At 61.7% G+C, this 12970-nt stretch carries 9 protein-coding genes and 1 tRNA gene; 2 read left to right on the forward strand and 8 right to left on the reverse strand.

Features of this window, described 5'->3' with window-relative positions; all coding sequences use genetic code 11:
* Nucleotides 1-6: 6 nt before the first annotated feature.
* Together AC1RRT_RS01820 and AC1RRT_RS01825 are read right to left on the reverse strand one after the other, a co-directional pair.
* Nucleotides 7-1158, reverse strand: coding sequence for a hypothetical protein (locus tag AC1RRT_RS01820; protein ID WP_493011944.1), 1152 nt, complete (start codon nucleotides 1156-1158; stop codon nucleotides 7-9).
* Nucleotides 1159-1574: 416 nt separating this feature from the next.
* A tRNA-Arg gene (locus AC1RRT_RS01825) sits at nucleotides 1575-1651 on the reverse strand.
* A 266-nt stretch (nucleotides 1652-1917) separates the two neighbouring features.
* On the opposite strand from AC1RRT_RS01825, the gene AC1RRT_RS01830 reads away from it, so the two are divergent.
* Nucleotides 1918-3105, forward strand: a complete 1188-nt coding sequence (locus AC1RRT_RS01830; protein WP_493011945.1) for a hypothetical protein — start codon at nucleotides 1918-1920, stop codon at nucleotides 3103-3105.
* 77 nt (nucleotides 3106-3182) lie between these two features.
* Here AC1RRT_RS01830 and AC1RRT_RS01835 read toward each other — a convergent pair whose 3' ends face one another.
* The 6 genes from AC1RRT_RS01835 to AC1RRT_RS01860 are packed head-to-tail and all read right to left on the reverse strand — an operon-like array spanning nucleotide 3183 to nucleotide 11518.
* The gene (locus tag AC1RRT_RS01835) at nucleotides 3183-4670 is read right to left on the reverse strand and encodes an ABC transporter substrate-binding protein (protein WP_493011946.1); all 1488 of its coding nucleotides are present in this window, start codon (nucleotides 4668-4670) and stop codon (nucleotides 3183-3185) included.
* Between the two features lie 11 nt (nucleotides 4671-4681).
* Nucleotides 4682-5710: a P1 family peptidase gene (locus AC1RRT_RS01840; protein WP_493011947.1), complete on the reverse strand. Its 1029-nt coding sequence runs from the start codon at nucleotides 5708-5710 to the stop codon at nucleotides 4682-4684.
* Between the two features lie 4 nt (nucleotides 5711-5714).
* A complete protein-coding gene (locus tag AC1RRT_RS01845) occupies nucleotides 5715-7841 on the reverse strand; it encodes an NAD(P)-binding protein (protein ID WP_493011948.1) in 2127 nt (708 codons plus the stop codon).
* A gap of 42 nt (nucleotides 7842-7883) precedes the next feature.
* Nucleotides 7884-8372: a class I SAM-dependent methyltransferase gene (locus AC1RRT_RS01850; protein WP_493011949.1), complete on the reverse strand. Its 489-nt coding sequence runs from the start codon at nucleotides 8370-8372 to the stop codon at nucleotides 7884-7886.
* Between the two features lie 6 nt (nucleotides 8373-8378).
* Nucleotides 8379-8834 carry a cyclic nucleotide-binding domain-containing protein gene (locus AC1RRT_RS01855; protein ID WP_493011950.1) on the reverse strand — a complete coding sequence of 152 codons (456 nt, stop codon included), beginning with the start codon at nucleotides 8832-8834 and terminating at the stop codon, nucleotides 8379-8381.
* Nucleotides 8835-8866: 32 nt separating this feature from the next.
* Nucleotides 8867-11518, reverse strand: coding sequence for an ABC transporter transmembrane domain-containing protein (locus AC1RRT_RS01860; RefSeq protein ID WP_493011951.1), 2652 nt, complete (start codon nucleotides 11516-11518; stop codon nucleotides 8867-8869).
* A 204-nt stretch (nucleotides 11519-11722) separates the two neighbouring features.
* Between AC1RRT_RS01860 and AC1RRT_RS01865 the strand changes: the two genes are divergently transcribed.
* Nucleotides 11723-12949: a glycosyltransferase family protein gene (locus AC1RRT_RS01865; protein ID WP_493011952.1), complete on the forward strand. Its 1227-nt coding sequence runs from the start codon at nucleotides 11723-11725 to the stop codon at nucleotides 12947-12949.
* The last annotated feature ends 21 nt before the right edge of the window (nucleotides 12950-12970 follow it).

Raw genomic sequence — 12970 nt, forward strand, 5'->3', positions numbered from 1 at the left:
GCCTGCCTATGCAGCGAAGAGGAGACGCTGACACGACAATCCGTCCGGTTTGGAATCCAGGCGTCGCGCGAGACGCTCGCGGAAGTCCCGCACGTCAGGCTGCAAGCCAAAGTCCTGGGGAGAGATTCCAATCATCTGGGCGAAGGCGATTTCGACATCCAGCACATTACGATCAAGATACCTGACCGCATCTGCGGCCGTCATCCCGGCAGTATGCGGATAATCCATGACGCGTGTGATTGGTTCAAACAACGCAGCAAATACCTGCCTGTCTTTCGGTGTGAGCCGATAGCCCTGTGGCTGGGTGCTTGGTGCCGTGAAACCTGAGATACCCGGATTCCTCTTGGTCGGCACCGAATGATACTGCTGCCCGATCGCGGTCGAATGCAGGAGCGCATCGTCGAAATCCAGATCGACCCTCTCACAAAGTTTCTTCAGGAACGCATCCTTGTGGCGCTTCAAGTCTTCCATTCGTACAGCGACCGCTTTTTCCTGCAAAAACGGCTGCCCCCCCTGAAAGGCCAACATGCCATCAATAATGGTGTAGAATTTGGTCAACCGGCCGCGATGACGGGACGGATCCCCCAGCAACTGGGCCGCACAGGACTCGACATTGTCCAGCGGTTCCCGCACCAGGAAAATGAGATGGCGATGGGACAGCCCCGCCAGGATCGCCGCACTGCTATCGGGCGTAATGGTGTGAAGCTGAAGAAAGATCTTTTCCCTGCACGGCCGTTCCGTCGTCAGATCAAAGGCATCATGCATCGTTTCCGATACGGCCTGGATATTGGGACTGGCATGCTTGCCGAAAGCCGCCCGAAAATGCGCGGCGAAACGCACCGGATCGATGGCGGCAGCAGCATCCCCTTGCGGCCCCAGCCGGTCAAGGCCGGCATCGGTGAGGAGGCTGGGCTTATTGAAAATGCCGCAGAACAGACCGGCGATCTTGTCCGGCAAGGTCGCTCCGCCGACTGGAGCCGCCCCCGCTTTCAGAAAGGCCGCGAGCACCTGATAAGGCGCAATACCGGGAATATTCGAGAGCTGTGGATGACCATCGAAAAGGCTGTGCAGGAACAGCGCACCGCATCGGCCAAAGATGCTGAGGCAAATATGCTCGCGAGAACTGCGCGCATCTTTGGGCTCGCCTTGAAGATTCATGCCGTGGCAATCCACATGAGCGGGCGCGCCCGCTGAGAAAGTCGATCAATACGAAGACTGTGCGAGAATCCCCCTAAAAAATGCATTAACACCACGTTCGATAACGCGTTGCTTTAAAAAGATAAAATCATGCAGCTTGAATTCCGGGCCATTTCCACGGCATCGCCCGCAGGCGCCCCATGAACGCCGCCCCCATGCAGACGCACAATCGCCGACAGACACGCTCCAGTCGGATGTAGCGATTCGGCCATGCAGCCCTTCAATTCAGGCTGGTGACTTCATCAATCGAAATGAAGAGTAAGGCCCTGGTCTGAGGACGCAGACTTGAAAGAGATGACCGACGCCGGCGTTTCCACACCAAAGCGGCAAACCAAATGATTTGGAATGCCGTTAAGTATCTAAAGTATTTGGGAAAATGGTGCGCTCGAAGAGATTCGAACTCCTGACCCCCAGATTCGTAGTCTGGTGCTCTATCCAGCTGAGCTACGAGCGCACACGGCGGTTGGTACCGCAACGGGGGCGGAACCTACTCAATTCATCGGGGGGACGCAAGGGCCACGCCAGGATTGTCGCCAGTGGGCGCAAGCCTCGGATTCTACAGGAAGATGATGCTTGCGGGCGGTACTGGCGAACCCTACAATACAGGGGCTTGCAAAAGGCTTTGAGTCGGCCCGTTACAGCCGGTTCGATCCTGCTGCCAGCGGGGGGCCTCAAGGCCAGCAGACACCAGTCCATAACATCAACGCGAGACGGCGTGGCATGGCATATTCTGTTCGTAATTCGGCGCATCGCCGCAGCGTGTTGGCCTCTGTCAGCACCCTGACCTTCGCCTTGCTCCTGTCGGGCTGCTCCTATGTCAGCGAAGACCTGTGGCCCTCGCTGACCGGCGAAGATCCGGCCGGTGGCGGCACCTATCGCCAGCAGGTTCCGGCCTCGGCGGCGGAAGCCAACCCGAACCCGACCCTCAGCCCGCCCACCCTGAACAACACCAATTTCGTGCCGCCTGGCGTCACCCCTGGCCAGTCGACCGGCACCTTCGTCGGTTCCAAGGTCCAGCAGATGCGCGGCGAGCTGTCCCAGCTCCAAGGCCAGGTGACCCAGCGGAACCAGCAGCTGCAGGGCATCCGCGCCAGCGCGACCCAGAATTCGCAACGCTACCACGGCACCGTGGCCGCTGTTTCGACCCGCCTGCAGATGGGCACCACGCCCGGCAACCCGATCCTGGTCAGCCAGTGGACCCAGGCGGCGGCCGATCTCGACCGCATGACCGCCGATGTCGGCAACCTGAGCAACCTGGCCAACCAGGTTGCCGCCGATTCCGCGATGTCGACCTATCTGCTGCAGTCGATCAAGTCGAGCTACAGCCTTTCGGGCGCCATTGACGAAGATCATCGCCAGCTCGCCGTGTTGGAAGACGAAACCGCCCGCACCGTGGTCCTGATCGACCGCGTGCTGGGTGAAGTCAGCCAGGACGTCTCGCGCCAGACCAACTATATCGGCGCCGAGCGCACGAACCTGACCACGCTGTCCGCCGCCATCAAGCAGGGCGAACTGCTCGGCCCCGGCCTGGGCAACCGGGCCAACTTCTATGCCGGCGCCCAGCAGTTCTCGTCTGCCGACAGCTCGCCGGCCCTCGCCTCTGTCGGCGGCACCCCGCTGGTGGTCATCCGCTTCGACCGCGCCGACGTGCCCTATCAGCAGGCACTCTACAACGCCGTTTCGCAGGCCCTGGCCCGCAAGCCGAACGCCGTCTTCGACGTGGTGGCCGTGGCCGCCGGCGGCACGCAGGCGCAGACGGCCAGCAACCAGAACCAGGCGCGCCGCAATGCGGACCGCGTGCTGCGCTCGCTGTCCGACATGGGCCTGCCGGCCAGCCGCGTGAATGTCTCGGCTTCGGGCGGCAACGCCCAGGCGGCGACCAACGAGGTTCATGTCTTCGTGCGGTAAGCACGGAAGCACCGGATACAAAAAGCCCGCCGGCTGAAAACCGGCGGGCTTTTTCTTTGTCCGGATGACGGCGCGGCTTACTGCCAGGCCACCGCCGTCAGGTCGTTCACGAAGATCGGCGCATTCACCCAGAAGCCGGTCAGGCCCTGCTTGTACACGCCCAGCCGCGGCATGTTGTAAAGATAGACATTCACCGCATCGTCAGCCAGCAGGCGCTGCAGCGCCTGCAATGCCTTGGTGCGCTCGGCCTTGTCGAGCGTCGACGTTGCCTTGGCGATCAGGTCGCGCGCCGGCTGACTGTCATACTGGTAGTAATAATCCGGCTCGGCGTATTTGACGTAATCGTTCGGTTCGACATGGCCAATAATGGTCAGGTCGAAATTCTTGTTCCGGAATGTGCCGTCCAGCCACTGGGCCCATTCGACATTCTCGATCTTCGCGTTGATGCCCACCTGCGCCAGCATCGCCTGCACCACCTCGCCGGCCGAGCGCGCATAAGGCGGCGGCGGCAGGCGCAGCGTGACCTCCAGATTGCTGACACCGGCTTCCTTCAGCAGTGCCTTCGCCTTGGCCGGGTCATAGGGATACTGCTTGCTGAGGTCGACATAGTCAGGATTCTGCGGCGGGAAATGACTGCCGATCACCTTGCCATAGCCGGCCGAGGTGGCCTCGACCAGCGCCTCGCGGTCGATCGCATGGGTCAGCGCGCGACGCACGCGCACATCATCAAAAGGCTTGCGCTTGTTGTTGATGACGACCATGGCCTCGCCTTCGGTCGAACCGGCGGTGACCTTGAAGCGCTTGTCCTTCTCGAATTCCTTCACATTCTCGCCGGTGACGCCGATCGGCACGGCATCGATATCGCCGGCACGCAGCGCGGCCACCATGGCGGCGGGATCGCTGATGAAGCGGATTTTCACAGTCTTGATTCGGATTGCCGCCACATCGCGATAGGTATCGGCCGCCGTCAGGGTGACGGAATCGCCCTTCACCCATTGCTCCACCTTATAGGGTCCGGTGCCGACCGGCTTGGTGGGGTTGCTGGCGCTTGATTCCGGCGCAGTGATCACGGCAGTGTTTTCGCCCAGGCTGAACAGGAAGGATGGATCGGCGGTCTTAAGCGTGATGCTGACCGTCAACGGATCCGGCGTGGCAATGGCGGCAATATTGGTGAACACTGCCTTGCGTTTGTTGGTGCTGGTTTCGCTGGCATATTTTTCGAAGGAATATTTCACGTCGGCGGAATCGAAGGCCGTGCCGTCATTGAACTTCACGCCTGCCTTCAGCCTGAAAGTGAAGGCAGTCATATCCGGAGACACTGTCCAGCTTTCCGCCAGCAACGGCGCGACGTCGCTGTTCTCCAGAATCTTGGTCAGGCCTTCAAAGATATTGTAATGCACGACCTCGCCGATCGCGGCAGCCGGGGCGACGGTGGGATCGAGGCCCGGCGGCTCCAGCGTCATGGCCAGAACCAGAGCATCCTTCCGCGGCTGAGCCGAAACCTCGATCGTGGTCAGCGATGCGGCAAGCCCCAGTGCGAAACCGAATGTCTTCCAGCGTGACATGGCCGTCTCCTTCAGGATTTCCTCGCCGCCGTCATCACGGTTCGGGCGCTCTCCAGCGCCCCCAGCGGCTCCGCCGCCCAGACCCCACGCGCCACGGCGCGGGCCATGCAGTCGGCAGCGATGCTGCCAACGCGGGCGATCAGCAATGACCAGTTGGTGGCATCGCCGTCATCCTGCCACGCAGCCGTCGCCAGCGCAAAGATAGTATCGCCATCGAAAGGCGTGTGCACCGGCCGGATCGCACGGGCCAAGCCGTCATGCGCCATGCCCGATACATGACGCAGGGCGGTTTTGTCGAGCGCCGCATTGGTGGCGATCACACCGATGCAGGTATGGGCGCCGGCCGCCGGAGCCGCGATCCGCGATTCCGCGGCGATCCCCAGATCGATATCGGCAACGTCCAGCCCGAAACCGCCAAACTCCCCGCCCTGCTCCCAGGGCGCGGCCCAGAAACTCCGGTTGCCCGGCGTCAGCACGCTGCCGACCGGATTGGCCGCCACCAATGCCGCCACGACCAGCCCATCGGGCTCAACCCAGGACGCACTGCCCAGCCCGCCCTTCAACAGCCCGGCCGCCGCGCCATAGCCGGCACCGGCATTGCCCAGATCGAAGGTGGTTGCAGCAGCGGTACAGGCCTGACGGCCGAGCCGGCGATAGGGTGGCTCCTCGCCCCAGGCCTTGTCGCCGCCATTGACCAGATCGAACAGGATAGCGGCCGGCACGATCGGCACCTTGTGGCCGCGCACCTCGAAGCCGCGCCCCTGCTCGGCCAGCCAGTGCATCACGCCCGAGGCCGCATCCAGCCCGAAGGCGGACCCGCCCGAGAGACAGACCGCATCGATGGCCTGCATCGCCGCCTCGGGCCGCAATAGGTCGGTCTCGCGCGTGCCGGCGCCGCCGCCACGCACATCCACCGAACAGGCGGCCCGCGCATCCGGCAGGATGACGGTGACCCCGCTGCGCAAAGCCTGGTCGACCGCGTGCCCGACCTTCAGGCCGGGCACATCGGTCAGCAGATTGAGCGCACCGGGCTTGCCCATCCGGTTACAGGCTGGCCATCTTCGGGCCCTGGGCCGGCGGATAGCCGTAGACCTTGTCGAGCGGGACCGCGGCCGGGTCGATGGCATGCGCCGCCAGCTTGCCGCCCATGCAGGCGCCCTCGAAGCTGCCCACATTCAGGCCGGTGTAGATCCAGTCGCCGGCCAGAACCAGATTGGCGAAACCGGAATCCCAGGCCTTGAGGCGATGCTTGGTGCTGCCCGGCGGCGAGGTCACATAGCGCTCGGTCGGATCGATATTCGGCTTCCAGAACTGCTGCTCCAGACGCGCAACGCCCAGCGTGGTCTCGTCATCCTTCAGGCAGACTAGTTCGGAGAAATCGAAGCCGATCATGTCGCCGGGCGGGTTGACAACATTGGTGACTGATTTCGGCAGCAAGGCGCCCATGCAGGCCTGCAGATACTGCTGGGCCTGATGTTTCACGCGGGCATATTCACGCTTGGGGTAATCATGGTCGCTGAACGGCGGCTGCTCGCCATATTGCGGTGAAGCACCCGAGAAATATAGCAGCGACTGCGGCATCTTCTGCTTCGGCCAGGTTTCCATCGGCAACAGATCCGTGAAATCGGCGACGCCGTCGATGGGATTGACGAAGGTGGCGCCGATCAGACGGTCGTAGTTCTTGTATTCGAACGGCAGCCCCATGTCCTTCAGCGTCCGCTTCATCCAGATCTGCAGGGTCTGGGTCTGCACGGTCTTGATGGCGTCGACCATCGGCGGCCATTTCGGATTGGACTGCATCAGCTGCGGCGCCAAGATCGGAAGAGCACCGATCGACAACGCGCAGATGACCTTGTCGAAATCATCGCCAGCCTTGATGCGCTTCTCGGCAACCGGCTTCCAGGGCGTCCAGTAGGACTCGATATCCACCTTGGCCGCCTTCATCGCATCGCCCTCGACCAGCTGGTCATACAGGGGACGGTCTGGCCAGACCGCCAGCGTCTTGCCGCCAAATTTCTCCAGTGGCAGGTCGATCAGCGGATTGTAACCGTTGACCTTGTCCTTCGGCGTCGCCTGGACATCGAACACCACCTCGCCCACGCCATTGGGCCCGGTGGTGATCTCACGCACCTTGTGGAACAGCTCGAACTTCACGCCCTGCTTCTTCAGCAGTTCATACAGGGGCGCGACCACCGTATCGCCGGTGCCGGCGGCAAACAGCCAGCCGAAGGAACCCAGATAGGCAAACTCGCGCAAGGTCCAGTGCAGATAGGCGCCAGCAGCCATGGTCGGCGCACGAGTCGTGTCGCCATCGGGATACTGGTACGACAGGTTGGGCGTATTCATGCTGAGCGGCGAGGAAATCGTCAGCATCGAGCCGCCGTGACGGGCGAACCAGTCGGAGAAATTCTCCTCGTCGAGATGATCGAAGCCCTTGTTGATCACGTCATCCTTGATGATGCCGCGGATCATGGTGAGGAAATAATCCAGCGTGATGTAGAGGTGACGCAACGCATCGCTCTTCTCGACCAGCGCCTCGACATGCTTCTTGAACCACTGCCAGAACTCATCCATCGCCTTCAGTAGGCCGCCGGCCTCGCCATGGGCGATCTTGTCGGCTTCGCTGGCCAGACGGGTGAAGAGGCTGCGCGCAATGCCAAGCTCCAGTATGTTCGACGGCACATTGGCAGCCGAGTGATCGAACATGCGCGCCATCAGAGTGACCAGCGCCTTCACCCAATGCTGCAGGGTCGGCATCGCTTCCGGCTGCCAGGGCTTCAGGTCGTTGCGCGGCACGGTGATCGGCCAATTCACCCAGCGATAGTCGCGGAATTCCCAGCACAGGATGGAATCGACCGGATAGAAAGCATCCTCGAAGGTCGCCAGCGGCACGCCCTTCGGCCGATCCAGCAGCCGATAGGCCTCGGTCATCATCGACAGCGTGTTGTAATAGGAGCCGAGGAAACCATGAATGCCATGCTCCTCGATGCGATTGCCGAACTCGGGATTGCGGCCCGTGGCGCATTTACCGCCCAGACGCCAGCCGATGCAGTAGATCGTAATGTCGTATTTCTCCGCCGCACCCGGCTGCGTTGCGAGGTAGAAAGCACTGGTCAAGGCGGAAACGCCGCCGCCGAGAATGGCAATCTTCTGCTTCTTTACGTCCGACATGAGCCCCCATCCTGTTTCTTGGTCTGTAGTGATGCCTGCCTGCTACGCCTTGAGGTACAGAAAATATCGTTCCGCCGGAATCGCAACCGGCGACGGCTGCAGAACCAGATCAGGATGCGTCAGCTTCTGATCGCTGAGCAATAGCCCGCCAGGAGCAAGCAGCGGTGGCAGCCAGCCACTCATCCGCACCACTTGCCGGGCATTCTCCTCCGGATCCCCCAAACCTACGTCGCTATGCACCAGCACGGCGCCACCGGGGTGCTGCGCCGCAAATGCAGGCAGGGTTTCCGAAAACTCGCCCAACACCAGGCGATCAATCGGGGGGATAGAACGGGGATTGGCGTTATTCGCGCGATCGAAGGCAAAAACCCGTTCGGCGGTGAGACCGGCACGCAGGTGGTCGTAGGTCCGCCCATTGCCGAGCCCGATTTCCAGCACCAGACCCTTGCGCAAAGCCACCTCGGCGATGGCCCAGTTAAGGATGTCGCGCTGTGCCGTCAGCCGGCGCAGAAAACTGTCAAGCCGGCTCACGCAGCTTCAGCTCTTGGCATGAGCCGAGAGTTCGCGCAGATCGGCCGTGGTACGCTCCAGGCGCTGGGCCAGAACGCGCATGATCTCGATGGCGATCTGCGGGAAATCGGCGATCAAGCGGAAGAACAGGTCCTTTTCGATCCGCAGCGTGGTCACTTCGCTGGTCGCGGTGACGGTTGCAGTGCGCGGCACGTCACAGAGAATGGCGATCTCGCCCACGAAATCGTTCTGCTTGAGATGCGCGACCTTCAGCGGCCCGCCCGCGGTGTCAACCACTACATCCGCTTCGCCGCCGATGATGACGAAAGCGGCGTCCCCCGGATCGCCCTGATGGAACAGGACATCCCCGGTCTTGTAGGTCAGACGCTGGCTGGTGAAGGCCAGCAACTTCAGCTTCGACGGTTCGATCTTGGCGAAAAGCGGAATCCGCCGCAGCAAGTCGACTTCTTCATTCAGGCTCATGATCCGCTCTCCATCACTTGGGCCCCATCCACTCAAGCCGGGGCAAGCATCTGCTTGAAACGGCTGCTGCGTTCGCGCAATTCGGCAAAGGAGCCGACCTGACTGATCCGACCGCCTTCCACTACAACCACAACATCAAACCCTTCGGCATCGGACGCCCGCTGCAACGACCAGATCAGCCCGGCATCCTTGCGGGCTTCCACGATGGCCTTCAGAACGGCGGCCTGGCTGCGCGGATCCATCGCGGCTGTGGCTTCAGACAGCATCAGCCAATCGGGGCGCTTCACCAGGGCGCGGGCAATGATCAGCTTCTGACGCTGCCCAGCAGTCAAACGGCCGCCCGCGATGCCCACCTCAAACTGCAGGCCAACAGCAATGATCGGCTCGCGCAATTTAAGCTGCTCGACCACATCAGAGATCACCTTGCCGATTTTCTCCTGCGCCTGCGCCTGCCCATAGGCGACGCGACCGAACAGGATGTTATCGACCATGCTGGACGATGCCGTGAAATGCTCCGGATCAAAGAAAGCAATGGCATCCCGGCGACCTTCCGGCAGGGTGTCGGCAAAGATGCGGCGCGCCTTGAGGATAGCCGCGCGTTCTTCTTCGTTGAAATGCCCCAGGCGATGGCGCGCCAGGATGAGCTTGAACGGCAACGACATCAGGCGGACGCGATCGTCTTCCGAGACCTGATCCAACGCTTCGGGCTTCACCCGTAACAGCATGTCCTTGTAATCCGGCAGGTCGTCGGATGAGATGAAGCTGAACTGCTGGAAGAAAGCATGGTCTGGCGGCAGGTCGGCGAACAGCTCGACCATGGTCCCTGCCATATCGTAGCCGATTTCAAGGAAGCGCCGACGCAATCCGACCTGATCGAGCACCGACAGCATATGCGGATCACGCGCCAGGTTATCCTCGTGATAGATACCGTTGCGCGATGTGCCGAACATCAGATTCTCGGCCACGGTGGCATTGCTGTTGTAGCGCTCCGGGTCCCAGCTTTCGACCAGATCGGCCAGCGCGCCATTGGCCAGTTTGTCGCGGAAAGCTCGCCGCGCCCATAAAACACGCTCAGCGACATCCGGATAAGCGTCCGGGTCGACAGTGCCACGCATCCCGATCTGATAGACATCATCCTCGAAAGCGGTTGCCTTCAGGGCCGCAATGGCAACCGCCGTGATCTCTTCCGCACTCTTGACGCCAGCCGCCTCGTAATCGGTCCAGTCGGCATCGGGGTCATGAGGCGAGTTACCCGACGCCCGCGCCTCCGCCATATCGCGCTCGTATCGCTGCAGGACGGCGCCGTCCAGTTTGCGCGGCTGCCGCGGCCGGTGCCGCAGGCCCAGGAACAGGTTGTCGCCCAGCGTCGTGTTGAAGACGTAACTGGCAGGGCCGACATAAGCCAAACGACGCCCGGTCACGGTTTCCGGCAGGTCGGCAATATTCTGCTCGTTCAGCACCACCTTGCCGCGGGCCGGCAGCAGCGTCCGCGCCAACACATGCATGAGCTCGTCACGGCCATGATCGCCCACCACGGCAACCCGGCTCGGCCATGGCAGCGTCAGGCTGGCATTGTCCAGAACCGTCAGGCCCTGATCGTCATGCAGCACGATATTGCTGGCCACCAGTGGGCCGGCCAGCGAAATCGGCTGCTCAGGCTCGTGATGCTGGTCCTCCGGCGGCCGCATGCCTTCCGGCTCGAACTGGCTCACCACCTGTTCGTATTTCTGCTTCACGTCTTCGCGGGTCTGGTAATGATTCAGCAGCTCCTTCCAGGGCGCGGCCATTTCCTTATGGGCATTCACCGCCGCGACGACGGTGCCGACATCCATCTGGCCACGGATGGTCAGGTAGCCACCAATGGCGTAGAAGAAAAACGGACCCAGCTGCTGAATAAAATTGTTCAGGAACTTGATCATGAACTTGCGCTGGAAAATCTCGACCCGGATCCAGTAACTGAAGCTCAGGCGCCTGGAAAATTCCGACAGCATGCGATTGGACGCATCATGCGTATGCAGGTCTGTCACGCCACTGATGGTCTCGCCGATGCGATCCGACAGGCGGCGCTGGTTCTTGATGCGCTCACGGCCTAGGGCGCGGACCTTGGCCTGCATCTTGGGCACAAAATAGAACTGGATCGGATAAAGCGCGACGGCCGCAAAGGCCATCAGCGGATTCTGGATCAGCAGGAAGCCGAAAATGACCAGCAGCATGCCGCCCTGGAAAATCGGCAGGGCAAAGCTTTCTCCGATGAACCCGCCGATAGGTTCGACTTCGGCGATGACCATCGGAATGATCTCACCCTGGCTGGTGCGGCGGAAGGTCGGCAGCGGAAAACGCAGGATCTGCGCATAGAGGTCATAGCGCAGGCGCCGCAGCATCCGCTCGCCAGCCACGCCCTGATAATAGTTGATGATGTACTTGAAGCCCTGCTGGATCAGCACCAGACCCAGGAAGCCAACGCACAGGACCATCAGATAGTCAGTATGGTCTAGACTGTACCCCATCCCGAAAAGATTGACGGGAAAGCTGATGTCCTTGCCCTGGATGCCCTGGTTGACAATCGCCTTGGGCATGGCGAGGTAATAGTAGTAGGGCACGAAGGACACGACAGAGAGCAGGGTAATGATCACCTGCTGCTTCAGACTGTACTTGAGAATAAAGCTGTAGAGATTCTTTTCCACGACGTCTCCGAGGCCGGCTTCGACCTTAACCCATAGCCGGCACTCCGCTCAATTGCCCGGCCTGCATGGAACGTGCCCACAGTCACGCCACAGCCCCTCTATGGGAGGGACGGAGCCGATCAGGGGCTTGGCCTTGCCCCCCAGCCTATGCCATAGTCCCGCAAGAATATTACCCAGCCCAGCTCCCAAGATGGGGGGACCAGCATGGTATCGCGCAGCGATGGCACCCGTGTGCTGATCTACAGCCACGACACCTTCGGACTTGGCCATCTGCGCCGATGCCGGACGATTGCCCATGCCTTGGTCGAACGCCACAAGGACATGTCGGTCCTGATCATGTCCGGCTCGCCAATCATCGGCAGCTTTGATTTCCGCAGCCGGGTCGACTTCGTGCGCATCCCCGGCGTGATCAAGCTGCGGGACGGCCAGTACACCTCGCTCAGCCTGCCGATGGATATCGAGGAAACCCTCAAGCTGCGGGCCGAGATCATCCAGCACACCGCCCGTGTCTTCGACCCCGACATCTTCATCGTCGACAAGGAGCCGCTCGGCCTGCGTGGCGAAGTGCTCGAAACCATGAAAATGCTCAAGAGCCGCGGCACCCGTCTGGTGCTGGGCCTGCGCGACGTCATGGACGAACCCAGCGCGCTGAAGCCGGAATGGGAACGCAAGAACGTCATGCCGGCCCTGAAGAACCTGTATGACCAGATCTGGGTCTACGGCCTGCCGCAGTTCTGTGACCCCCTGGAGGGCATCACCCTCCCCGAGAAGGTGCGCCGCAAGGTCGTTTATACCGGCTACCTGCCGCGCGACGCGGCCGAGGCGACGCCCGAACACCAGCTACCCGAAATCACCCAGCGTCCCTTCCTGCTGGTCACGCCTGGCGGCGGTGGCGACGGCGAAGGCCTGATCGAATGGGTGCTGCGTGCCTATGAGAGCAACGAGATACTACCCTACCCGGCGCTGATCGTGCTCGGGCCGTTCATGCACAAGGAACGGCGGACCGACTTCCTGAACCGCGTCGCCCATCTGCCGCGCGTCGAGGCTATCACCTTCGATGCCCATATGGAGCATCTGGTGCAGAATGCTGTCGGCGTGGTCGCCATGGGCGGCTACAACACCTTCTGCGAAATCCTCAGCCTGGACAAACGCGCCATCATCATGCCGCGCAAGCGCCCGCGTATGGAGCAGTATATCCGCGCCGATCGCGCGCAGCAGCTCGGCCTCGTCCGCATGCTGGAAGACGACGGCGAATATAATGCCGGTGTCATGGCTGCGGCCCTGCGCAACCTGCCGCGCCAAAACCAGCCCTCGGAAATCGTCATTCCGGGTCTGCTGGAAGGCCTGGATAACCTTGACCGCCTGGTGCAGCCCTGGCTGCGTCCCGCCGGCCGCATGGCGCCCGACAACGTCGTCGAGCTGCGGGGCTGATCGCCGGTCCGGCGCAGCATA

The sequence above is a fragment of the Ferrovibrio sp. GW821-FHT12B10 genome (assembly GCF_058807515.1).

Coding starts and splice junctions, on each gene's coding strand:
- AC1RRT_RS01830 (WP_493011945.1), top strand. CDS start 1,918: ATGGCATATTCTGTTCGTAATTCGGCGCATCGCCGCAGCGTGTTGGCC.
- AC1RRT_RS01865 (WP_493011952.1), top strand. CDS start 11,723: ATGGTATCGCGCAGCGATGGCACCCGTGTGCTGATCTACAGCCACGAC.
- AC1RRT_RS01820 (WP_493011944.1), bottom strand. CDS start 1,158: ATGAATCTTCAAGGCGAGCCCAAAGATGCGCGCAGTTCTCGCGAGCAT.
- AC1RRT_RS01835 (WP_493011946.1), bottom strand. CDS start 4,670: ATGTCACGCTGGAAGACATTCGGTTTCGCACTGGGGCTTGCCGCATCG.
- AC1RRT_RS01855 (WP_493011950.1), bottom strand. CDS start 8,834: ATGAGCCTGAATGAAGAAGTCGACTTGCTGCGGCGGATTCCGCTTTTC.
- AC1RRT_RS01845 (WP_493011948.1), bottom strand. CDS start 7,841: ATGTCGGACGTAAAGAAGCAGAAGATTGCCATTCTCGGCGGCGGCGTT.
- AC1RRT_RS01840 (WP_493011947.1), bottom strand. CDS start 5,710: ATGGGCAAGCCCGGTGCGCTCAATCTGCTGACCGATGTGCCCGGCCTG.